At 42.7% G+C, this 23,673-nt stretch carries 22 protein-coding genes, 1 rRNA gene and 1 riboswitch; of the genes, 2 read left to right on the top strand and 21 right to left on the bottom strand.

Annotated features, from left to right (window positions below):
* Positions 1-30: 30 nt before the first annotated feature.
* The 5 genes from pcrA to AC59HZ_RS29140 all read right to left on the bottom strand — a co-directional run bounded on the left by pcrA (position 31) and on the right by AC59HZ_RS29140 (position 6,455).
* The gene (gene pcrA, locus AC59HZ_RS29160) at positions 31-2,292 is read right to left on the bottom strand and encodes a DNA helicase PcrA (protein WP_496549236.1); all 2,262 of its coding nucleotides are present in this window, start codon (positions 2,290-2,292) and stop codon (positions 31-33) included.
* A gap of 70 nt (positions 2,293-2,362) precedes the next feature.
* Positions 2,363-3,046 carry a heptaprenylglyceryl phosphate synthase gene (gene pcrB, locus AC59HZ_RS29155; protein WP_496549235.1) on the bottom strand — a complete coding sequence of 228 codons (684 nt, stop codon included), beginning with the start codon at positions 3,044-3,046 and terminating at the stop codon, positions 2,363-2,365.
* A gap of 209 nt (positions 3,047-3,255) precedes the next feature.
* Entirely contained in the window at positions 3,256-3,570 is a 315-nt protein-coding gene (locus AC59HZ_RS29150) for a YerC/YecD family TrpR-related protein (RefSeq protein ID WP_430069433.1), read from the bottom strand.
* Positions 3,571-3,588: 18 nt separating this feature from the next.
* The gene (locus AC59HZ_RS29145; RefSeq protein WP_496549234.1) at positions 3,589-4,638 is read right to left on the bottom strand and encodes a DUF3048 domain-containing protein; all 1,050 of its coding nucleotides are present in this window, start codon (positions 4,636-4,638) and stop codon (positions 3,589-3,591) included.
* A 71-nt stretch (positions 4,639-4,709) separates the two neighbouring features.
* Entirely contained in the window at positions 4,710-6,455 is a 1,746-nt protein-coding gene (locus AC59HZ_RS29140) for an adenine deaminase C-terminal domain-containing protein (protein WP_496549233.1), read from the bottom strand.
* Between the two features lie 166 nt (positions 6,456-6,621).
* Between AC59HZ_RS29140 and AC59HZ_RS29135 the strand changes: the two genes are divergently transcribed.
* On the top strand, positions 6,622-6,906 hold the full coding sequence (locus AC59HZ_RS29135) for a YgaP family membrane protein (RefSeq protein WP_496549232.1): 285 nt from the start codon (positions 6,622-6,624) through the stop codon (positions 6,904-6,906).
* 56 nt (positions 6,907-6,962) lie between these two features.
* Here AC59HZ_RS29135 and purD read toward each other — a convergent pair whose 3' ends face one another.
* The 15 genes from purD to AC59HZ_RS29060 all read right to left on the bottom strand — a co-directional run bounded on the left by purD (position 6,963) and on the right by AC59HZ_RS29060 (position 21,623).
* Positions 6,963-8,231, bottom strand: coding sequence for a phosphoribosylamine--glycine ligase (purD, locus tag AC59HZ_RS29130; RefSeq protein ID WP_496549270.1), 1,269 nt, complete (start codon positions 8,229-8,231; stop codon positions 6,963-6,965).
* Between the two features lie 12 nt (positions 8,232-8,243).
* Positions 8,244-9,782, bottom strand: coding sequence for a bifunctional phosphoribosylaminoimidazolecarboxamide formyltransferase/IMP cyclohydrolase (gene purH, locus AC59HZ_RS29125; protein WP_496549231.1), 1,539 nt, complete (start codon positions 9,780-9,782; stop codon positions 8,244-8,246).
* Entirely contained in the window at positions 9,757-10,359 is a 603-nt protein-coding gene (gene purN / locus AC59HZ_RS29120; protein WP_496549230.1) for a phosphoribosylglycinamide formyltransferase, read from the bottom strand. Before purN ends, purH begins: the two co-directional genes overlap by 26 nt.
* Positions 10,356-11,390, bottom strand: a complete 1,035-nt coding sequence (gene purM / locus AC59HZ_RS29115; protein WP_496549229.1) for a phosphoribosylformylglycinamidine cyclo-ligase — start codon at positions 11,388-11,390, stop codon at positions 10,356-10,358. The genes purN and purM overlap by 4 nt, the downstream gene beginning before the upstream one ends.
* A 6-nt stretch (positions 11,391-11,396) precedes the next feature.
* The gene (gene purF, locus AC59HZ_RS29110) at positions 11,397-12,803 is read right to left on the bottom strand and encodes an amidophosphoribosyltransferase (protein ID WP_430069451.1); all 1,407 of its coding nucleotides are present in this window, start codon (positions 12,801-12,803) and stop codon (positions 11,397-11,399) included.
* Positions 12,779-15,004 (bottom strand): phosphoribosylformylglycinamidine synthase subunit PurL, encoded by a 2,226-nt coding sequence (purL, locus tag AC59HZ_RS29105; RefSeq protein WP_496549228.1) that lies wholly within the window; start codon positions 15,002-15,004, stop codon positions 12,779-12,781. Before purL ends, purF begins: the two co-directional genes overlap by 25 nt.
* The gene (gene purQ, locus AC59HZ_RS29100; protein ID WP_496549227.1) at positions 14,988-15,671 is read right to left on the bottom strand and encodes a phosphoribosylformylglycinamidine synthase subunit PurQ; all 684 of its coding nucleotides are present in this window, start codon (positions 15,669-15,671) and stop codon (positions 14,988-14,990) included. The genes purL and purQ overlap by 17 nt, the downstream gene beginning before the upstream one ends.
* Positions 15,668-15,922 (bottom strand): phosphoribosylformylglycinamidine synthase subunit PurS, encoded by a 255-nt coding sequence (purS, locus tag AC59HZ_RS29095; protein WP_496549226.1) that lies wholly within the window; start codon positions 15,920-15,922, stop codon positions 15,668-15,670. The genes purQ and purS overlap by 4 nt, the downstream gene beginning before the upstream one ends.
* Positions 15,915-16,628 carry a phosphoribosylaminoimidazolesuccinocarboxamide synthase gene (purC, locus tag AC59HZ_RS29090; RefSeq protein WP_496549225.1) on the bottom strand — a complete coding sequence of 238 codons (714 nt, stop codon included), beginning with the start codon at positions 16,626-16,628 and terminating at the stop codon, positions 15,915-15,917. The genes purS and purC overlap by 8 nt, the downstream gene beginning before the upstream one ends.
* 77 nt (positions 16,629-16,705) lie before the next feature.
* Positions 16,706-18,001, bottom strand: a complete 1,296-nt coding sequence (purB, locus tag AC59HZ_RS29085; RefSeq protein WP_496549224.1) for an adenylosuccinate lyase — start codon at positions 17,999-18,001, stop codon at positions 16,706-16,708.
* Between the two features lie 3 nt (positions 18,002-18,004).
* The gene (gene purK / locus AC59HZ_RS29080; protein ID WP_496549223.1) at positions 18,005-19,153 is read right to left on the bottom strand and encodes a 5-(carboxyamino)imidazole ribonucleotide synthase; all 1,149 of its coding nucleotides are present in this window, start codon (positions 19,151-19,153) and stop codon (positions 18,005-18,007) included.
* Positions 19,146-19,634, bottom strand: a complete 489-nt coding sequence (gene purE / locus AC59HZ_RS29075; protein ID WP_496549222.1) for a 5-(carboxyamino)imidazole ribonucleotide mutase — start codon at positions 19,632-19,634, stop codon at positions 19,146-19,148. Before purE ends, purK begins: the two co-directional genes overlap by 8 nt.
* 126 nt (positions 19,635-19,760) lie before the next feature.
* Positions 19,761-19,862, bottom strand: a riboswitch (purine riboswitch).
* Positions 19,863-19,956: 94 nt separating this feature from the next.
* On the bottom strand, positions 19,957-20,154 hold the full coding sequence (locus AC59HZ_RS29070) for an NETI motif-containing protein (protein ID WP_496549221.1): 198 nt from the start codon (positions 20,152-20,154) through the stop codon (positions 19,957-19,959).
* Positions 20,151-20,693, bottom strand: a complete 543-nt coding sequence (locus AC59HZ_RS29065; RefSeq protein WP_496549220.1) for a DUF2179 domain-containing protein — start codon at positions 20,691-20,693, stop codon at positions 20,151-20,153. Before AC59HZ_RS29065 ends, AC59HZ_RS29070 begins: the two co-directional genes overlap by 4 nt.
* A 54-nt stretch (positions 20,694-20,747) precedes the next feature.
* Positions 20,748-21,623: a mechanosensitive ion channel family protein gene (locus tag AC59HZ_RS29060; protein ID WP_496549269.1), complete on the bottom strand. Its 876-nt coding sequence runs from the start codon at positions 21,621-21,623 to the stop codon at positions 20,748-20,750.
* A 64-nt stretch (positions 21,624-21,687) separates the two neighbouring features.
* Here AC59HZ_RS29060 and AC59HZ_RS29055 point away from each other — a divergent pair, with 64 nt between their 5' ends.
* Positions 21,688-22,908 carry a TolB family protein gene (locus AC59HZ_RS29055; protein ID WP_496549219.1) on the top strand — a complete coding sequence of 407 codons (1,221 nt, stop codon included), beginning with the start codon at positions 21,688-21,690 and terminating at the stop codon, positions 22,906-22,908.
* A gap of 658 nt (positions 22,909-23,566) precedes the next feature.
* On the opposite strand, the gene rrf is transcribed toward AC59HZ_RS29055, so the two are convergent.
* A 5S ribosomal RNA gene (rrf, locus tag AC59HZ_RS29050) occupies positions 23,567-23,673 on the bottom strand; the annotation flags it as partial.

Here is a 23,673-nt window from a genome sequence, read left to right as displayed (position 1 = left end):
ATACCCAGCCCTTTCATTAACATTTCAATCTTACGCTTTTTTAATTGGTGCAAATTTGGCGAGAAGGCGCTTGATGCCCACTGGACTTGGGAAGGCGATATCAAGCTCAGTCCCTTCTCCTTGGCCTTTTACACTTACGACAGTCCCTATACCCCATTTACCATGCTCGGCTTTATCGCCGACCTTCCAGCCAAGTTCATCTCCTCCGGAAGAGGCTGAAACTGGGCGCATGACGGGTTTTCGTGGTGTGGATGGCGTTCCAAATGTGCTTCCCCGACCACCAAATGAAGAGCCTGATGATCCAAATGACCTTGAGCTGCCAAATGGAGACGACTGACGTTTTTCTGGTTCTACGCCCTCTAAAAGATCTTCCGGAATTTCGCTGATAAATCTTGATGCTGGGTTCATATTGGTCCGTCCGAACAAGGTTCTCATCTGAGCATTGGTTAAGAACAAGCTTTGCTCTGCTCGTGTAATACCTACATAAGCAAGGCGGCGTTCCTCTTCCATTTCTACTTCTTCCATAAGCGAGCGGCTGTGAGGAAATACCCCTTCCTCCATGCCAATCAAGAAAACTACCGGAAATTCCAAGCCTTTAGCCGAGTGCAGAGTCATTAGCGTAATCGAATCCGCTTTTTCACCCTCTTCATCTAATGAATCAATGTCTGCTACCAAGGCTAAATCTGTTAAAAAGGCAATCAGACTCTTATCCTCGTTCGTATCTTCAAAGGTTTTGGTTACAGATAATAATTCCTCAAGGTTTTCTAAGCGGCTTTGTGCTTCCAATGATTTTTCTGCTTTGAGCATTTCCTTGTATCCAGTCTTTTCAAGAACTTCTTCAACAAGCTCTGTAACGGATAAGAACTCCTGCATATTCGTATAATTGTGAATTAATTCGCGGAATTCAATCGCTGCTTTCGTAATCTTAGGGCTTACACCAATCAGTTCAATGGAATCGAGTGCCTGATAGATAGAGATATCATGCATTGCGGCAAAATCCGCAATTTTATCCAACGAGGTTGAACCAATTCCCCGTTTCGGTACATTGATAATCCTTCGCAGGCTGATGTCATCATCCGGATTGGAAATCAAACGCAAATACGCCAGCATGTCTTTAATTTCTTTTCTGTCATAGAATTTTGTACCGCCCACAATCGAATATCCGATGTTCGATTTAAGCAGCACTTCCTCCATGACACGGGACTGGGCGTTTGTACGATAAAGGATGGCAATGTCTGTTAGTTTATTTTTGTCATCACGGGTTAGTTCCTTTATTTTTCCTGCAACGAATTGAGCCTCAGACTGTTCACTGTCTGCACGGTAATAAACAATTTTGTTCCCTTCCGGGTTTTCGGTCCAAAGATTCTTCGCCTTTCGATTCAGGTTATTTTCAATAACCTTATTAGCCGCCAAGAGAATCCTTTTAGTCGAGCGGTAGTTTTGCTCAAGCAGAATGACGGTTGCGCTCGGATAATCTTTTTCAAACGAAAGGATATTAGCAATATCCGCCCCGCGCCAGCGATAGATGGACTGGTCGGAGTCCCCGACAACACAAAGGTTTTTGAAGCGCATCGCGAGCATTTTTACGAGCATATACTGGGCTCTATTGGTATCCTGATACTCATCAACATGGATGTATTGGAACTTTCTCTGATAATACTCAAGCACTTCTGGAACCCTTTGAAATAACTGAATCGTCATCATGATCAGATCATCAAAATCGAGTGCCTGATTTTTGCGTAACCGCTTTTGATATTCTGTGTAAACCTCACTTACCGTTTGTTCAAAGAAGCCGCCTGAAGTTTTCGCATATTCCTCGGGATCAATCAGTTCATTTTTAGCAGAACTAATCGCCCCTAAAAGCGCCCGTGGGTCAAACTTTTTCGGATCAAGATTTTTTTCCTTGAGAATCCCCTTAATGACTGATTGCTGATCAGTTGTATCCAGGATTGTAAAATTGCGGTTAAAGCCCATTCGGTCGATATCCCTGCGTAAAATGCGTACGCACATCGAGTGAAATGTCGAAATCCAGATCTCTTCCGCCGCACCGCCCATCATTTTCCCGATTCTTTCTTTCATTTCGCGTGCAGCTTTGTTGGTAAAGGTAATTGCTAAAATGTTATATGGGTTTACTCGTTTTTCTACAATTAGATACGCAATGCGATGCGTTAATACTCTTGTTTTTCCACTGCCTGCCCCTGCCATTAATAAAAGCGGACCATTCGTTGCTTTTACGGCACTTTGCTGCTCTGGATTCAGGCCATTCAAAAGCTTATCAGTTAAATATTGCATGATTCCACCACCATCACAAACATTTGTTCTTATTTTTATTTTATCGTTCCTTGCATTCAAGTGCAAATTTCTACCGAACGCTTTTCACAGTTTCTAAGGCATTTTCAAAGTTATCATAAAGAGCGTTGCCAACGACTATCACGTCGGCATGCTTAGCCATTTCTGCCGCTTGTTCCTTTGTAGAAATGCCGCCTCCATAAAAAAGTGTTGTTTTTTCAAGAACCTTTTTCACGTCTGCTACGAGATCCACATTTCCATATTTGCCACTGTATTCAAGATAAAAAATCGGCAACTGAAACATTTTTTCTGCCATCATCGCATAGGCCTTTACATCTTCGTTGGTTACGCTGGAATTGGACGCGGTTAGTTGGGCCGCTTTGCAAGCTTCATTCAAGATGCAATAGCCCTCCATGACAATTTCATCCCAGTCCATGATCTCACCGAATTCCTTTACAGCTTGATGATGAAGCCCTGTGATCCACTTCGTATCACTGCTATTTAAGATTGTTGGGATAAAATACAGGTCAAAACCCGGTGTTACGGTTTCAATGCTGGAAACTTCCAAGACGCATGGAACGGTATACCTCCGGATTCTTGCCATTAAATCAAGGACATTTTCAAGGGTCACTCCATCTGTTCCGCCGACCATCACGGCATCGGTGCCTGATTCACATATTTTTTCTAACTGGTCGTCTGAAATTTCTTTATTTGGATCGAGTTTAAACACGTGGCGCCACTCGCGAAAATCATACATTAAAGGATTCCTCCATTACATAAGTCCATTACACCATTATAGCATTAGCCCATTCGATAAAAAAATAAAACAATGAAACTAGTTTTAGAAATGATAACCAATCAAGAAGAAATGCGGAAGCGCCTTGACCAGGGAAAAAAGCAGTTCTTTTTTCCTAAGCGCTGTAGCTGGACAAAAAGAAAAACCGAAGAGTGCTCTCTCCGGTTTGTTTATACTTCTTCCGCTTTGCTGTTTTCTTCTTTAATTCGTTCCAAAACCATTTCATACGTATCATTTCCAAAATTCAAGCAGCGTTTAACCCGTGAAATCGTAGCGGTACTTGCGCCAGTTTCAGTTTCAATTTTGTGGTACGTATTTCCCTCACGGAGCATTCGGGCAACATCTAAACGCTGGGCAAGAGACTGAATTTCATTGATTGTGCACAAATCATCAAAAAATCGGTAACATTCTTCTAAATCCTTTAATGAAAGCACTGCTTTAAATAATTGATCGAGCTCTTTTCCCCGTAATTTATTTATTTGCATATACTTTACCCCTTTTAGTTAATTTACATTAAATGAAACACTTTTTTGTAGTCCAGGATTGGTTGGAACAACATTGACCCATGTTTTTCCCGGTACTAAACGGACCTCTTCCCCATCCTTGATCGGAACAATTAAACCGTTCTTATTCTTCCATTCTACCTCAGTTACTTTCCCCTTCTGCAACAAATAGCCTTTCCCGCCAGATTTAAGATCAATATCCCGGCGTCCATACGAATCAATCACTTGATGAACGGCTTCAATGATAAAAATATTATCGAGCAGCACCGGTTCTTCCGTATCTAAATCAACCGTTTGTTCTCCGCCCGAGAAGCGCTTATATTTGCCTAGTGTACTGTCATACTCGTAAGTTGAATCAGAAATCGCACTTTTTGAGTAGGAAATCATGACGGATTTGGCATCATTTCCTGCAATATTTTTGCTTTCTTCCTCTGTATAAAACTTAAAAGCCGGTGGACTTTTTTCCATAGAGTAATGTTTTTGGTCAGCGCCCTTTAAAATATTGTCATAGGTAATATAGGAGTTATGAGGTGCTTTCCGCGTACTTGATCGTTTAAATAGGGTCCCATCGTAGACCATTCCATTTAAATTATCGATATAATTCCCTTCAAGCATTTTCTTCGCTTCCTCGCTCCAGCCGTGTGCAATATAGAGAGCATTCAGTCCTTTAGCAAGTTCGATATAATAATCCCTTGCACTTCGGACAGGACCGATATTCGCCGGTTTTTCACTCTGAAAAACGGCCAGGAAACGGGTGATATCACCCTCTGCCAGCACTTCATAGACGATATCAGCCTTGTTCAATCCCGACTGCGGTCTTGCTTTTGGATGATTATTAACCATTACTGCTACAGCTCTTCCATCGGTAGCGGTCTTAGACCGAATACCAGTCAGCGGGAAAAAATAAGGGTCCTCTTGCTTTTGTTCGTCTTTTTCCACGACTTTGTCAACCACTTCGTGCTTTTTTTCCGGCTCCTTAACCTTTTCCTTGTTACTGCATCCAGAGAACAGTAAAAGGACAGCTGCCATGGCAACAGCCCACTTTTTCATCTATGCAACACCCCGAATTCCATTCTTGATGTTATATTCTTTTGCACTTTAACCCTTTACCTAATTACAGTTTAGCGCATTATCGAAGGAAAGAGAACTGTTTTATTCATCACATCATACATTCCTTGCTGTGTAACGCGAATGTACGGTAAATGAGTAGAAGAAAAGAACAATAAACTGTACATCGGATCGGAAAAAGAATAACCTCTGGCCGCTAGCTCTTCGAACAATTTTTTTTCCTGAATCATTAATTCTTCTACCGACGCCTCAGACATGATTCCGCTTAACTTCAGCGGCAGCTCGCAGACAATCTCGGCGTTCTCCATCACTACTATCCCGCCGCCCTGCTCTTTCATTCTATTAAAAGCATGAAGCATATCTTGTTTATTTTTTCCTATTAAAATAATATCTCCTGTATTCGAAAACGAGCTTGCTAAGGCAGAAAGCTTGGTTGCAAAGCCTTTTAAGATAGTATTAATCCGCCATTTTCCTTGCCGGTCAATTAAAGTAAAGAAACATTCATCATGATTGGTTGGCAGTTCATCACCAGAAACATCAATCGCGATCGAATAGGGTTTTGTGATAACGGAATTCTCCATTTTCACTCCAAAAGGCATCGAGAATTGCAAATCATCCATCGTTAATTCCCAATCCAGCTCCATTGGCTTTAATCCATATGGAGCCCAATTGATGGAAGGATAAGCGTCTTCTACCTTCACACCATCACGCTTTACCCATTTCCCCTTAGCAAGAACGGAAACAGGTGTTGGATTTTCGATACTTGATAAAAAGTTAATATTGGCAACACGGCCAGTAGCAATATTACCATGTAAATGATCAATATTGTAGTATCTAGCGATATTTACAGTTGCCATATTATAGGCATCAATAACAGGAACTCCCTTTTCAATCGCAATCCGAATCATTTGATCCGTGATTCCCTGTTCGTAAAAAATCGATGAAGAACCATCCGTATTAAATATTAGTCTATCATACGCCTCGATGCCTAGTCGTTTCATGTCATCCAATATTTGCGGCAGATCTGGGCGTAGGGAAGAATACCTGAGCGACACCATATATCCCTGCATCAGGCGATTGTAAACCTCCTCACCAGTCATCGCTTCATGGTCACAATCAGCGCCTAAAAGCATCATTTTTGCTAATGTTTTTTCAGAAGCACCTGGAAAATGACCTTCGATTTGCTTGCGCATCCGCTTTGCTTCTTGAATCCAATGCAGCATCATATCATCGCCATCAAGCAGCTTCGGCCAGCCGGTCAGCTCGCCGCCCTGAAGGACAGCATCGTGCTCAAGCCAGGACTTAATATTACTGTGTGAAAAAATTTCTTCTTCATGCAAAACTTCAGTTTGCGAATCAAAACGGCACCACCAAAACATCGTTGTTGGAATCGAACGAAGGTCCTTTAATAATGAAAACGCTTCCCTTTTTTTCATATTTAAAATCAGGGCCATATTGTCATTAATTAACGTCGTGGTCCCAAACTGTGATGCATAGGCTGCAAATGAATGGGGATTATATAAATTAAATGGATGAGCATGTGGTTCAATGTATCCTGGTACAAGGATTTTGTCCGTACAATCAATAATTTCACAGTTTTTTACATTAGCTGGCAGATTCTCGCCAACATACACAATCCGATCTTCGTAAATCCAAATATTAGCACGCATCCATTTGCGAAAGGTCTGATTTAAATACAAAGCATTTTTCAATAATATGGTGGGAGACGTTTTCCCATCCAAAACGGACACATGCATGCGTAAGTGTTTATTTTTCCAGCGATAGCGTTGTTCCAGCATACAAAATCCCTCCCTTTATAAAAAACTATTTATATAATAAAATCTTGATTTATCAATAAAGAAAGCCCTTACAAAATTTCTTTAGATACTATACTATCATACTTTACAGTTTAAAGCAGTAAAGAAATGATAAATATTGTAAAAATATTGTGAAGGAGTGAACAAAATGAATATCAGACCAAATATCGGCCTATTAAACGCATTAATTCGGATTACCCTCGGTCTAACTGTTCTTGCATGGAGCACCTCTAAATTGGTGAAGCATCCGTGGCGGGATTCCTATTTATTCGTGGCTTTATGCGGAGCGATGAAGGTGGCTGAAGGGATTGTACGCTATTGTCCTATAACAGCACTTTGTGAAAAATGCCAAGGGATGATTGAGGAACACAATCATGCGAATGATTCAATGGATGGGATGGAAGGAATAGAGGTTCCTTATAATCCGACCTGAAATCAATAAAGGGCCGGCCGCGAACGGTCAGCCCTTTAATTGTAGTGATGTACAACTCAAAAAACGTTCTTAATAGCCTTTGTCCCGATATCTTTTCGATAAAATACACCGGCACAATTTAATTTTTCAAGCTCAGCATAAACCTTTTTCTGCGCTTCAATTAAGTTTTCAGCTTTTGCTCCTACTAATAGGACTCTGCCCCCAGCTGTAGTGAAATCTCCTGCAGCATTTTTCCGCGTTCCCGCATGGAAGGTGAATACACTTTTATCAATTTCACCCAATCCATGTAACACGGCACCCTTTTGGTATTCATCCGGATAACCCTTCGAAGCGACCACCACACCGACCATGGACTGGGAATCCCATTCAAGGAACGGAACACCGCCATCTAGAAGTTCTAGGATTACAGCCACTAAATCTGACGACAGTCTCGGTAAAATTACTTGTGTCTCTGGATCACCGAAGCGAGCATTAAATTCTATCACCTTTGGACCTTCAGGTGTAGCAATTAAGCCCGCATACAAAATACCGCAAAAGCTTCTGCCTTCCTCAACCATCGCTTTGGCCGCAGGACGAAGAACTGTTTCAACAGCCGTTTGAACCATTTCCGCTCCAATTTGAGGAACTGGTGAATAGGCACCCATCCCACCGGTATTCGGCCCCTGGTCTCCATCAAAGGCTCGCTTATGGTCCTGTGCAATCTCAAGCGGAATAACCACTTCTCCATTCACAAGGGCCATTAACGAAAACTCTTCCCCGCTTAAAAATTCTTCAATAACCACTCGTGAGGATGCGGCACCAAATTTCGCTCCAACAAGCATGTCCTCCAAGCTTGCTAAGGCTTCCTCTTTGGTCATTGCCACCGTTACACCTTTACCTGCCGCTAAGCCGTCTGCTTTAATGACAATCGGTGCACCCTTTTCCTCTACATACTGACGCGCATTCTCAATAGAAGTAAAAACTGCGTAATCAGCTGTTGGAATCTGGTACTTCTTCATTAATTCTTTCGCAAATGATTTGCTTCCTTCGATTTCGGCAGCGGCTTGGCGTGGTCCAAATACCTTTAAGCCTGCTGCTTCAAACTTATCAGCCAAACCTTCTAAAAGTGGAACTTCTGGGCCGATAATCGTTAGGCCTATGTTCTCTTCTTTCGCAAATTGAAGGAGCTGCTCGCAGTTAGTTTCTTCAATTGCAATAAGCTCCGCCACATCAACCATGCCGTCATTCCCAGGAGCTGCATACACTTTTTCTACAAGCGGGCTTTCACTTACTTTACGACATATGGCATGCTCTCTTCCGCCGCGGCCAATAATTAGAACCTTCACCATGTCTCCCCCTTAGTGTTTAAAATGTCTTACTCCTGTAAATACCATCGCAATTCCGTATTCGTCTGCTTTTTTGATGGAATCGGCGTCGCGAATGGATCCGCCAGGCTGAATAATTGCGGTAATTCCTGCTTTCGCAGCAGCTTCCACGGTATCATCCATTGGGAAAAACGCATCCGAGGCAAGTGCCGCGCCTTCTGCTTTACTGCCTGCCTGCTTCAGCGCAATTTCTGCTGAGCCCACGCGGTTCATTTGGCCGGCACCAATTCCCAGTGTCATGTCTCCACTTGAAACAACGATAGCATTTGATTTCACATGTTTTACTACCTTCCAGCCAAGCTTCAATGCTGCCCATTCCGCGTCTGACGGCTGTCTTTTAGTTGGAATAGTGATTTCGGCATGCTCTAATGTGAAGCGATCCTGTTCTTGGACAAGTAACCCGCCTTCGATCGTTGTCATCTTCATTTCTGCTTTTGGTGCTTGCTCGAACGGAATCGTTAATAATCGTAAATTCTTTTTCGCAGTTAAAATCTCTAAGGCTTCCTTAGTGAAAGAAGGAGCTATGATAATTTCTAAGAAAATCTCATGAAGTTTCCCAGCCGTTTGTCCGTCAACTTCACGATTAAAGGCAATGATTCCCCCAAAAATCGATACTGGGTCCGCTGCGAACGCTTTTTCAAACGCTTCAAAACCAGTTTTCCCTGTCCCAACACCGCACGGATTCATGTGCTTAACTGCAACGGCTGCTGGCTCTGTAAATTCTTTAACAATTTGCAGGGCAGCATCGGCATCATTGATATTATTATAAGAAAGCTCTTTGCCATGAAGCTGTTCGGCATTTGCAATCGAGAACGTAGAGCCTAATGGCTTTTTATAAAAAGCAGCTTGTTGATGCGGATTTTCTCCGTACCTAAGTGTCTGCTTCAATTCATAGGTAACCGTCAATTTTTCAGGTGTTTCTTCCTGAGTAAGATCGGTCATATATTCTGCGATTAAAGCATCATAGGCAGCGGTATGGCGGAATACTTTCGCCGCAAGCTTTCTTCTAGTTTCAAGCTTCGTTGAACCATCTGCATTTAATTCAGCCAGAACCTTTTCATAATCAGCAGGGTCTACAACTACTGTTACATATTGATGATTTTTTGCAGAAGCGCGGAGCATCGTTGGTCCGCCGATATCAATATTCTCAATCGCATCCGCCACAGTTACATCCGGTTTTTCAATCGTTTGCTGGAATGGATAAAGATTCACGCAAACAAGCTGAATTGGTGTAATGCCATGCTCATCAAGCTGTTTTTGATGGTCCTTCTCATCATGCTTTGCAAGTAAACCGCCATGAATATACGGATTTAATGTTTTAACACGGCCTTCTAAGATTTCTGGAAACCCGGTAACATCACTGACACCGAAAATCGGAATCCCCTGCTCCTGAAGCATTTTCTTTGTCCCGCCGGTTGAGATGATTTCAAAGCCTAAACGATCTAATTCTCTAGCAAATTCGCTAACTCCACTTTTGTCAGATACACTAATTAGCGCCCGCTTTTTCTGCATATAAAACCTCTCCTTGTGTAATAAGCATTTGTAGAATCGATGGATATAGCTTATGCTCAATCGCCTGAATCTTCGTGGTTAAACTTTCTCTTGTCTCGTTTTCTTCAATTCGCACTCGTTCCCTGACAATAATCGGGCCTGTATCCATTCCAGCATCGACAAAATGAATGGTTACCCCGCTCCATTTCGCTTTCGCTGCTAATGCCTGGCCTATCGCATCTTTACCTGGAAAGTCTGGCAAAAGGGAAGGGTGAATGTTAATGATTCGCCCTTCGTACTCTTTTAATAAGGTAGGTCCAATCAGACGCATGTACCCGGCAAGTACAATCAAGTCCACTTTATTTTCCTTCAGCAGTACAGATATTACTTTTTCATAGTCTGCCTTTTCAAGATAGTCTTTAGGATTAAAAATAAAACCAGGTATCCCTGATGCTTTTGCTCTTTCAATGACGTAAGCACCTGGCTTATCACAAACCAATAGGGCTAGGTTTGCACTAAGCACCCCGGATTGAACAGCGTCAACGATCGTTTGAAAATTGCTTCCGCTTCCTGATGCAAACACGGCGATTTTCTTCATCGACGGCCACCTAAACCTTTAATGTTTATTCCTTCTTGATCGGTCACGACGCCGATTTCATAAGCTGTCTCACCACATTGACGGAAATATTCCAAGAGTTCCCCCGCATCATCTTGATCCACAGCAACGACCATGCCAATTCCCATGTTAAAAATATTATACATCTCTTTATAATCGATTTGTCCAACCTCAGAAATCAATTTGAAAATATTCGGAATCTGCCAGCGTTTTTCATCCAACTCCGCACCAAGACCAGCAGGCAGCATTCTTGGAATGTTCTCTATAAATCCGCCCCCTGTAATATGGGCCATTCCTTTTAGGTTAAACTTTTCAAGCGCAGACAAAATCGGCTTTACATAAATTTTCGTTGGTTTTAATAATTCTTCCCCTAATGTACACCCGAGTTCGTCGACGAATTCGATTAATGACCAATTGTTAAACACTTTCCTGACGAGCGAGTAGCCATTGCTGTGGATCCCGCTAGAAGGAAGCCCGATCAGCACATCTCCCGGCTTAATCGTTTCTCCGTTGATTAGACGTGATTTCTCACATGCACCGACTGTAAATCCAGCCAGGTCATATTCATCCTCACGGTAAAGTCCCGGCATTTCCGCCGTTTCTCCGCCGATCAGAGCGCAGCCAGCTTGCTCACATCCGTCAGCGATTCCTTTTACAATGGCCTCGATTTTTTCAGGAACAGCTTTCCCGCAAGCGATATAATCGAGGAAGTATAACGGTTCTGCCCCTTGCACCACAATATCATTCACACACATAGCCACCGCATCGATACCAATCGTATCGTGCTGATCCATCATAAAAGCAATCTTCAGTTTCGTGCCGACTCCATCGGTGCCTGACACCAGTACTGGTTCTTTCAAATTTAACGCAGATAGATCAAACATGCCGCCAAAACCGCCGAGACTGCCCAATACACCGTTTCTTGCTGTTCTTTGAACATGCTTTTTCATACGATCGACTGCTTCATAGCCTGCTTCGATATTTACTCCTGCTTGTTTGTATGCATTTGCCAAAAGTCGTCAGCCCCTTTGATAATAGTACTGAAGTGTATCAGGATATATTTCTGTCGGATAATTTCCAGTAAAGCAACCAAGACAAAAACCACCGTTACCGTCCTGCCCAAGCGCTTTTACCATACCATCTAAGCTTAAAAAGGTTAATGAATCCGCCCCAATCAGCTCTCGAATTTCCTCAACCGATTTATCCGAAGCAATTAATTCTTCTTTAGTTGCCGTATCAATCCCATAAAAACACGGGTTTTTAATCGGTGGAGAACTGATGACTACATGTACCTCTGTCGCTCCTGCATCTTTAAGAAGTGAAACAATTCTTCGACTCGTCGTACCGCGGACAATGGAATCATCGACCATAACAACCCGTTTACCCTCAACGACGCCGCGGACAGCCGAAAGTTTCATTTTTACTCCCTGCTCACGTAAGGCTTGAGAAGGCTGGATAAACGTCCTGCCAACATATTTATTTTTAACTAAGCCCATTTCATAAGGAATGCCGGCTGCTTCGGCATATCCGATCGCTGCTGAAATGCTGGAATCAGGGACACCTGTGACAACGTCAGCTTCGATCGGTGCTTCTACTGCCAGTCTTTTCCCCATGTTTTTACGGGCCGTATGGACATTAATCCCCTGGATATTACTATCCGGCCTTGAAAAATAAACATATTCCATCATGCACATGGCTTTAGTGGAACTGACAGCAAATTGCTCGGATGTCAGCCCCTTCTCGTTAATGATTAGTAACTCTCCAGGCATGATATCACGGATGTATTCAACTCCTACCACATCGAAGGCACATGTTTCTGAAGCAACTACATAAGCATCGCCAAGACAGCCGAGTGAAAGCGGCCTTAGTCCATGAGGGTCAAGCGCCACCATTAACTCGTTTTCCGTCATTATTAAATAGGCATACGCACCCTTTAACATTGAAAGGGCATTTTTCACGCGGTCGTTCATATTGGCAAAGCCGCTTCTTCTGATTAAATGCGCCAGTACCTCTGTATCCGAACTTGTTTGAAAAATACTTCCTTGGGTCTCAAGCTGATGTTTTAAGGAATTCGCATTAACGAGGTTCCCATTGTGTGCAAGCGCCAGACTGCCGCTTTGCGAATGGAACAGGAGCGGCTGGACGTTTTCGTAACCGCCGCCCCCTGCTGTCGCATAACGGACATGGCCGATTGCTGCCGTACCCGTTAATTCTTTCATCGCATCTGCTGTAAAAATCTCCGTTACCAGCCCTTCGCCCTTAACCCCTTTTAAGGTTTTGCCATCAGAGACAACAATACCCGTCCCTTCCTGGCCGCGATGCTGAAGGCTGTGTAGCCCGTAATAAGTAAGCTGGGCGGCGTCTGGATGACCCCAAACACCAAAGATACCGCACTCTTCGTTTAATCCCTTGATTTCAGCAAGCATGGGATCGCTCCTTTCCAGGCAGCTTTTAATTCTTCAACTGTGCTCTCTAGTACTGTTTCGCTATCCGTTTTGACTTTTACTGTTCCTGAAAGATTTACTTCTCCGATCAATTGAGCTTCAACTAAACTTTCAAACTCTACTTGGTGCTCTTTTTTAACAGATAACAAAAAGCGTGATTGTGTTTCACTAAATAGGGCAGAAACTGGATTTTCGGTGATTTTCACTTGTGCACCAAGTCCGTTGCCGTTAAATAAGGATTCTGCTAATGCTACAGCTAGACCGCCTTCTGATAGGTCATGGGCAGACTGAACCACCCCGGCACGAATCGCGGCCAGAACTTGATTTTGTCTTTCTTTTTCCAAAGTCGTATTTAATGCTGGGGCTTTGCCAAAAACCTTGCCGTAAACTAGCTTTTGTAATTCGCTTCCCCCGAACTCTTCTTTTGTTTCCCCTAGGAGGTAAATAAGGTCGCCAGCATTTTTGAAGTGTTGAGTCGTAATATGGTCTAAATCCGTAACAAGTCCTACCATCCCAATTACCGGTGTTGGGTAAATCGCAGTCCCGCTTGTTTCATTATAGAGGGATACGTTTCCGCCAATGACAGGTGTTTCAAGGACGCGGCAGGCTTCACTGATTCCATCGGCTGCCTTTTCGATCTGCCAAAATACTTCCGGTTTCTCCGGGCTGCCAAAGTTAAGGTTGTCAGTAATTGCTAATGGCTCCGCACCAGAGCAGACAATATTACGAGCGGCTTCCGCAACGGCAATTTTTCCGCCGGTTTCCGGGTCTAAGTACACATAGCGGGAATTGCAATCGGTTGTCATCGCTAAGGCCTTGCGAGTGCCGCGAATTCTGACTACTGAAGCATCCGACCCTGGTGCCACAACTGTATTTGTGCGGACCATGTGGTCATATTGCTCATATACCCATTCTTTGCTGGCAACGGTAGGTTGTGCTAGGATATTCACTAATGTTTCTTTCAAATCCGCAACTGGCGGAATTTCATTCTCCATCGCTTGGAACTCTTGGAAATAAGCTGGCTCCTGCGATGGCTTTTGATAAACCGGTGCATCTTCGGCCAAGGCATCAACCGGAACATTGGCAACGATTTCACCTTGATGGATTAAGCGTAGCTTTTTATCTGCTGTAACCTTACCGATGGCAACCGCTTCTAAATCATATTTATCAAAAAGGTCCTTGATCTCTTGTTCTCTTCCCTTTTTAACAACAATCAGCATCCGTTCCTGTGATTCTGACAGCATCATTTCATAGGCTGTCATTCCCGTTTCACGCTGTGGGACAAGGTCAAGATTCATTTCGATTCCCATTCCGGCCTTGCTCGCCATTTCTGCTGAAGAGCTGGTAAGTCCGGCTGCTCCCATATCCTGAATGCCGACAAGGGCATCGAAGTGAATTAACTCAAGACAGGCTTCTAAAAGCAACTTTTCCATAAATGGGTCGCCGACCTGAACCGCCGGACGATCTTCATTTGAGTTTTCTGTCAATTCTTCGGAAGCAAAGGTAGCACCATGAATGCCATCACGGCCCGTTTTGGCCCCAACATACATGACCGTATTACCTTCTCCGTGCGCCTGGCCTTTTTTAATATCTTTATGGTCGATGAGACCCACACACATCGCATTGACAAGCGGGTTCCCTTCATAGCATGGTTCAAATTGAATTTCGCCGCCAACAGTTGGAATTCCGATACAGTTTCCGTAACCGGCAATTCCAGCTACAACTTCTTTAAATAGGTAGCGGACCCGTGCTGTATCAAGTTCACCAAAACGAAGTGAGTTTAATAGAGCGATCGGACGGGCACCCATCGAAAATACATCGCGGATGATGCCGCCGACACCGGTAGCTGCTCCTTGATACGGCTCGATAGCGGATGGATGGTTGTGGCTTTCAATTTTGAATACGACCGCCTGGCCGTCGCCAATATCGACAATACCCGCACCCTCTCCAGGGCCTTGAAGGACTTTCTCACCCGTTACAGGAAACTTTCTGAGGACCGGCTTAGAGTTTTTGTAGCTGCAATGCTCGGACCACATGACCGAAAACAAGCCTGTTTCCGTATAATTCGGAGTCCGTCCAAGGATGTTTTCAATCATTGTAAATTCCTCATCGGACAAACCCATTTGCTGATATAATTTCTCTGCTTTCACTTGTTCTGGATTTGGCTCAAGCTTTAACAACATTTGCTTCCCTCCATGACTTTACAATTGATTGAAATAACTTTAATCCGTCTGCTCCGCCCAAAAGTTCATCTACGGCTCTTTCAGGGTGCGGCATCATGCCTAGTACGTTTCCTTTTTCGTTGGTGATTCCAGCTATATCTTCTAAACTACCGTTTGGATTTTGCTTATAGGTAAAGACGATTTGGTTGTTCGCCTTTAAATTTTCCAGCGTTTCTTCATCACAGTAATAATTTCCTTCACCATGGGCAACAGGAATCGTAATCGTTTGCCCTTCTTCGTATGCGGCAGTAAAAATCGATTGATTAGTTTCGACCTTTAATTCCACTGGTTTACAAATAAACGAAAGGCTTTCGTTGCGGCGCATAGCCCCTGGAAGCAAGCCTGCTTCTAGAAGAATTTGAAAACCGTTGCACACGCCGAGAATAGGCTTGCCAGCCTCAGCCGCTTTGACGACTTCCTTCATAACCTTGCTGAAGCGGGCAATTGCGCCCGTGCGGAGGTAGTCCCCATAGGAAAAGCCGCCAGGAAGAAGAATTCCGTCAAATCCTTCTAAGCTCTCAGTATCATGCCACACATATTCGACCTCTTCACCAAGCTCATCCTTGATGGCATGGTACATGTCGACATCACAATTGGATCCCGGAAAGACGATGACCGCAAACTTCACTGTGCGACACACTCCTCTACTTCATATCGGTAATCTTCGATAACCGGATTGGCAAGTAAACTTGTGCAAATTTCATTGATTACCTCATGAATATCACGTTCTGATTTTTCTAAAGTCAATTCCATATATTTTCCGATGCGGACGTCTTTTACTTCGTTATAGTTTAAGGAATTCAAGGAATGTGTAACTGCTTTCCCTTGCGGATCTAAGACACTTTCTCTTAATGTGACAAACACCTTTACTTTAAACATGCTGACGTCCTCCAAGTCTTGTTAAGATATTTTCATAGGCTTCTGTTAAACTTCCTAAATCGCGGCGGAATACATCCTTATCGAGCTTTTCATTCGTCTCTTGATCCCACAGTCTGCAGGTGTCAGGAGAAATTTCATCAGCCAGCAGGATTTGACCCTCACTGTCTTTCCCAAACTCTAGTTTGAAATCAATAAGGCGAATCCCTAGTTCTTTAAAAAAGCTTGATAAAACTGTATTAATTTGAAGTGCTTTTTCTTTTAATACTGTGAGTTCATCTGTTGTTGCTGACTTTAGTTCAAGAATGTGATCAACTGTTACTAGCGGGTCGCCAAGCTCATCATTTTTGAGGTAGAACTCAACTAATGGCGTTGTCAACTGTTGGCCCTCTTCGATTCCCAATCTTTTGGATAGGCTTCCTGCAGCCACATTGCGAACGACCACTTCAAGCGGAATGATGGTGACTCTTTTCACTAGCTGCTCGGTTTCAGAAGTCTTTTTGATAAAGTGTGAGTCGATTCCATGTTCTTTAAGCTTTAAAAATAGCAAACTCGTAATTTCGTTATTTAAACGGCCCTTGCCATTGATGTCTGCCTTCTTTTCTCCGTTGAAAGCAGTAGCGGAATCCTTGTATTTGACTAAAACAACTTGGTCATCGTTGGTTGCGTAAATTCGTTTTGCTTTGCCCTCGTATAGTAGTTCACTCATTGTGGATCACTCCTTGTGTTCGCAATATTGGGAATCTTCAATATGAAGAGGGGCACTATCAATGCCCCTCTATTTTTTTAGTTCAACCCTAATCGATCAAAAATCGTATCAACATGTTGGAGATGGTAGTTGTAATCAAAGCAATCCGCAATTTCTGCTGGTGAAAGCAAGGAAGTAATTTTTTCTTCTGCTTCAATTAAGCCGCGGAAAGGAACTTGCTTCTCCCACGCTTCCATCGCTTTTGGCTGCACCGTGTCATAAGCTTCCTCACGGGATAACCCCTTGTCAATCAAGGCCAGCAGCACGCGCTGTGAGTAAATCAACCCAAGCGTACGATCCATGTTGCGTTTCATGTTTTCTGGATAGACCGTCAAGTTTTTCACAATATTTCCGAAACGGTTCAGCATGTAATTCAAGCCGATGGTCGCATCCGGCAAAATAATTCTTTCTGCTGATGAATGGGAAATATCGCGTTCATGCCAAAGCGGTACATTTTCATAAGCGGTCAGCATGTAGCCGCGAATCACGCGGGCAATTCCCGTCATGTTTTCAGAGCCAATTGGATTGCGTTTATGCGGCATAGCCGATGAGCCCTTTTGACCTTTTGCAAAAAACTCCTCAACCTCACGTGTTTCACTCTTTTGCAATCCGCGAACTTCAACGGCAAATTTTTCAATCGACGATGCGATTAAAGCTATGGTGGACATGTAGTGAGCATGTCGATCGCGCTGCAGGGTTTGCGTTGAAATTGGCGCTCTTTGCAGCCCTAACTTTTCACACACGTACTGTTCCACGAACGGGTCGATATTGGCATAAGTACCTACAGCACCGGAAATTTTGCCAAACTCAATTCCTTGTGCAGCCTGCTTAAACCGTTCTAAGTTGCGCTTCATCTCTTCATACCAAAGTGCAAGCTTTAAGCCAAATGTCGTCGGTTCAGCATGTACTCCGTGCGTCCGCCCCATCATGACCGTGTATTTATGTTCCTGTGCTTTGTTTTTTAGAATCTCAATAAAGTTTTCAAGATCTTTTTGTAAAATTGCATTTGCCTGCTTTAAGACATACGATAATGCGGTATCAACTACGTCTGTAGAAGTTAAGCCGTAATGCACCCACTTGCGCTCCTCGCCTAATGTTTCGGAAACAGCGCGAGTAAAGGCCACAACGTCGTGTCTTGTTTCTTCTTCGATTTCTTTAATACGGTCAATATTGAAAGAAGCATTTTCACGTAACTTCTTTACATCTTCCTTTGGTATGTCTCCAAGCTCGGACCATGCTTCACATGCGAGGATTTCAACCTCCAGCCAGGCATTAAAGCGGTTTTCCTCCGTCCAAATAGCTCCCATTTCAGGTCTAGTATAACGATCAATCATGTTTTATCCTCCGATCAGTTCTTTTGCTGTGCGCCAGATGCTGCTTTCTTCAATTTCTGAAAGTGCCGCTGAAACGTCATCTCGTAAAATGGTAACATGCCCCATTTTTCTTTTCAATTTTGGCTCTTTTTTACCGTATAAATGAACCTTCCAGTTTGTCATTGCCGGAATTTCTTGATATAAATTTTCAAGATGCTCTCCTAATAGATTGACCATAACGGACGGTTTTAATAGCTCTGTGCTTCCTAAAGGCCAATTACAAATCGCCCGTATATGCTGTTCAAATTGTGATGTCTCACAGGCTTCAATCGTGTAATGCCCAGAATTATGCGGTCTTGGAGCCAGCTCATTAATGTAAATGGTTCCTTCCTCCGTCAAAAACATCTCAACGGCCAGTGTACCGACCAATCCGAGCGAATCAGCTATTAGCTTAGCCTTTTCCATAGCACGGCCTCTTAAAGTTTCTGATATCCTTGCCGGAGCAATCGTTGTATGCAAAATATTTTCATGATGAATGTTTTCTGCTACTGGAAAAAATGCTGTCTCACCATCCAGTTTCCTCGTTACAATTACGGAGATTTCTTTTTCAAAAGGAATCCATTTTTCTAGTACACATGCTCCATGGTTAATGAGTGCATCTGCTTTTTGTAAATCCTTATCGCTTTTCAAAACAAGTTGTCCCTTGCCGTCATAGCCGCCTCGTGCCGTTTTCAATACAGCTGGGTAACCAATCCGTTTTATTTTTGAAAAAAGATCTTCAAGACTGTTGATGACCTCATAAGGGGCAACCTCTACTCCAGCCTCTCGAATGGCTGCTTTTTCTTTGATTCGGTCCTGCGTTATCGTTAAGAGCTTTGGACCTTGCGGGACATAAGCCTTCTCACAAATCCACTCTAATGTTTCTGCATCAATATTTTCAAATTCGTAAGTTATCACGTCGCTGACCTCGGCTAGTCTGCTGATTGCTTCGCGGTCATTGTAAGCTCCAATGATTTCAAGGTCCGCCACTTGGCCGCAAGGAGAGTCTGCTGCAGGCTCTAAAACGGCAATCCGAAAGCCTTGTGCTCTAGCGGACAATGCCATCATTCTGCCAAGTTGTCCTCCGCCGATGATTCCAATTGTTGCTCCAGGTAAAATGGTTTTGTTAGACAAGTTGATCACTACTTTCTAGTGCTTCTAGTTTCATAGTTTCACGTCTAGCTTCTAATCTATTAGCCAGTTCTATGTCTTCCGTTGCTAAAATTTGTGCAGCCAGCAGGCCGGCATTTACAGCTCCGGCTTTTCCAATGGCCACGGTTGCCACTGGAACACCGCCCGGCATCTGCACGATTGATAGCAAGGAATCTAAGCCATTTAACGCCTTTGATTGTACCGGTACCCCAATAACCGGCAGCGTGGTTTTTGCTGCTACCATACCAGGCAGATGAGCTGCCCCGCCCGCACCGGCTATGATAACCTTTAATCCTCTTTCTCTAGCTTTTTCGGCATATGTGAACATCAAATCCGGTGTTCGATGGGCTGAAACAACCTTTTTTTCATACGGAATCTCTAATTGATCTAATAGGTCACAAGCGTTTTTCATCGTTTCCCAATCTGATTTGCTTCCCATGATGACACCGACGCGCTTTTCCATTCCGATTCCCCCATTGATTCAAAATAAAAACCCGGCACAAATGGCATCTCTAAAAGAGAAAGCCATTTGTCCGGGCATGAGCATTTAAGGTCAACAAAACGGCAGCTCTCGCCCCATTTTGTACCGAACATATTGACTTTCCCTCATAGTCCAATAATTTACGGTTATTGGGTAGAAACTTATGGGCCATATTCCCATGGATATACGAGGGTAAAGATAAGTTGTTTTGTTAGATTATCTGCCTTTATCTTACCAATCAACCTTCAGGCTGTCAACCAATAAATCGAACATTATTTTTAATTCATTAAATAATGTTCGTGTTTTACTCTATTATTTTCGCTTCAAAGACTATTTGACGGCCAACTGGCACATAAATCGTCTCATTTCCTTTATTTACTTCTTGAAAAATTGGTTTCTCTGTTCTACGGACAGGAAAGTATCCTTGCTGCTTTATTCTATTCAGGCATTCCTCAATACTTTCATTTTCCTGCACTTCAAATTGCATCTTCTTTTTACTCATGAAAACAATTTCCCTCTTTTCACAGATTTCACCCAGAACCCGCCGTGAATCGATTTCGGTTCATACGAGATAATGAATGCTTTCGGATCCAAGCTTTTAATCGTATCATATAGTTTTAACTCAAATTTTCTGGGGGTGAGGATTTGCATCGCCATGCGGCCTCCCTCGAGACCATTCGCCTCCCAGTTTGTCACACCGTACCCTTTTTCTCTCAGTATCTTGGGCAAATCTTTATCATATTCCTTTGTGATTACATTAACAGTAATATACCCCAATGCCAGCTTTTCTTCAATTTTCATCCCAACAATGACACCGATGCCATATCCAACCGCATAGGCAATCAGATTTTGGATTTCATTAAGATTATTTAAGACAAGGCCGAGACCCAATACATAAATAACCACTTCAATCATACTTAGAAACGCAGCAAGGTACCGTTGTCCCTTCAGCGTTAAAATCATTCTGATTGTAAAAAAAGAAACATAGACAATATTAATTATCAGGATAATAGCCACCATGAGTAAACTATTTTCTAACATAAGATGCCCCCCATGCTTTTACTCACTATACTTTAGCACATAATTTATGAACGGTCAGTCCCTTTGTAATGCTGCAGAAGAAATTTGAGATTTTACTACCATCGTATCTTCGGCAAGCTGGATTTCAAAATCATATAGTGTTTGAGCGATGATCCTCCTTGCTTCCTTCGCTGCATTCCAATATAAAGTATCGTCCACAAGGCCGGTAATCGTATATTCAATCCCTCTAAAATTAGCGTTGATTGACGTCATCCCATAAACTTGAAATGGCTCTACAACACAATCGGACGAATCCTTTTTTAAACAGAGCTCGTTTGTTACATTTATTTTTTCACAAGCGACCTCCAGGATTTCCATTACTTTGGCTGGGTTCTCCCGATAACTCACCACCACTCTTTCAATAACACGCATTTGGTCAATATTATAGTTTTGGATCTGCTTTACTTCTCCATTGCTCATTGTCAGCAGCTTTCCGCTCCACTCCCTGACCTTTAAAAACCGCAGGCCAATTTCTTCAACTGTCCCATTAAAGGTATTATTAACGGTAATAAAATCACCTTTATGAAGCTGCTTTTCATAAATTAAAAAAATCCCTGACAAAATATCCTTTATCAGGCTTTGTGCCCCAAACCCGACGATAACCCCGACAATCCCAGCACCCGCCAATACCCTGCCAAAATTATTCACATACTGCGATATGGCAAAAAATATGACCGTTAGCGTTGCCGTGTATTTAGTAAAGGAACGAATCATGCTTTCAAGCGTTTGCTCTTTCCGTTCCTCAAGAAAATTTGTTTTTTGAAAAAAATTATGAATCACTTTATTTATGATAAAAACAATGAACCACGCGATTACAGCAGCTAATAAAATGCTTGTTAATTTATACTGATGCAGAAAATCAAGTCTGTCCATCACGTCACCTGCTTTCATTCCGTTCATTTTTAGTCTTTACCATTGAGGACATACTAAATGAATAAAATGGGGGGTAATTTTTATGTTTAAAAAAGTTCTTGTCATTTTGTTTCTGATTTTTTCTATCATTGCGTTCAATTCACCTGTAAATGCTGAAAACTCTTTAAAGGCAGCTTTTGTTCGGGGGAATAACCTTTGGATTAAGGTAGGGGATAAAGAAAAGAGGATTACTGCCGGTAATTATGTTAGATATCCAAAGTGGTCGTATGATGGTCACTGGTTAGCTTACCTAAAGGGCGGGGAGTCTCCCTATAGCGGCGATTTGTGGCTTTATAATATTAAAATAAACAAACACTTTAGGGTAAAATCGAATATTACTAGAGGCTTTCAATGGTCTCCTCGGGAAAATAAGATTGGTTTTCTTCAGGGGAAAGACTTATTTGTCATAAATACAGCTTCCTCATTTCTGAGTAGTCAGGTAGCTGTGAATATTGAAAACTTTTCTTGGCTGCCTGATGGAATGGGGTTACTTACCTCTTCTAAGGAAAGCGAAAAGTTAAATTCTGATATCATATTATCCAAGGTTTTATTAGGACGGCAGAAACCGTTGGTAAAGCACTTTTATACAGTCCCTGTTGGGGAAAATGAGCTCTATATTAGTACAAGTCGGTTTAAATGGTCTCATGATCATAAGTGGATTAGTTTTTTAATGGTGCAAACAGCGTCCTTATCTGCTGATAGTAATATGCTTTGTATTCTTTCTTCAGATGGGCAGGTCTTTAAAAGAGTGGATGAGATGTTAAATTATGAGGAGTGGTTTCAATGGGGACCTGCTAAGAATACTCTTGGATATATAAGCGGGATAGGAAGAGAGGCATTGAAGAATAAGCAATTGAAGACAGTTAGTGTACCAGATTTTCATAGGACAGATAATACTCCAAACGGATATGCTGATCGGGATTTCGTATGGAAGAATAACGATATTTTGTATGCTTCACGTTCCAAGGAAAGTGAGTTAGTGGATGTTACTGAACGGCCAATGCCGAGTATATTTGAGGTTTCTAAAAAACAAAGGCAAGTGACCTTTCCTTCTAAAAATGAAGGCGACTTTGCACCGCAGTTTTTATACCATTCTCTTATTTGGGTTAGGACGGATAGGGAACATGCAAATGTATTCGTTTCAAGGAATGGAGTAGGGAAATTATGGATTAAAGATCTTTCTTTAGGAACCTGGTATTACGAGAAGTGGCATTGGGATGAGGTATTAAATTTATATGAGGGAATGGGTATTGGGAAGCGATAAAGGCTGCTGGTGTTTGAGATATTAAGGAGATTTAATAAAATCAGCGGATTTGGCTATCGGGTATGGTCTATGGGACATTTCGTGTGATTTGAACTGGCTTTTTGTCCCTTAGTGGGGGCCTATGGGATATTTTCGATGATTTAAGCCGGCTTTTTGTCCCTTAGAAGCAGTCTATGGGACATTTCCGATGATTTAACCTGGCTTTTTGTCCCTTAGTGGGGGTCTATGGGACATTTCCAATGATTTAAGCCGGCTTTTTGTCCCTTAGAAGCAGTCTATGGGACATTTCCGATGATTTAACCTGGCTTTTTGTCCCTTAGTGGGGGTCTATGGGACATTTCCAATGATTTAAGCCGGCTTTTTGTCCCTTAGAAGCAGTCTATGGGACATTTCCGATGATTTAACCTGGCTTTTTGTCCCTTAGTGGGGGCCTATGGGACATTTCCAATGATTTAAGCTGGCTTTTTGTCCCTTAGAAGCAGTCTATGGGACATTTCCGATGATTTGATCAGACTTTTTGTCTCATATTAGGGGTCTATGGGACATTTTCGGCCATTTGAGTTAACGTTTTGTCCCATTGAAGAGTTCCAAGACTCTTCAAATAGGATTCTTTGACAAAACAAAAAGGACAACCCTAGCGGATTGTCCTTTTACATTTGCCTGGCAACGTCCTACTCTCACAGGGGCGCGTGCCCCAACTACCATCGGCGCTGAGAAGCTTAACTTCCGTGTTCGGTATGGGAACGGGTGTGACCTTCTCGCCAT

It is taken from the genome of Neobacillus sp. DZ-9, from assembly GCF_059587065.1.
This window is presented reverse-complemented; position numbering and strand designations above follow the sequence as displayed.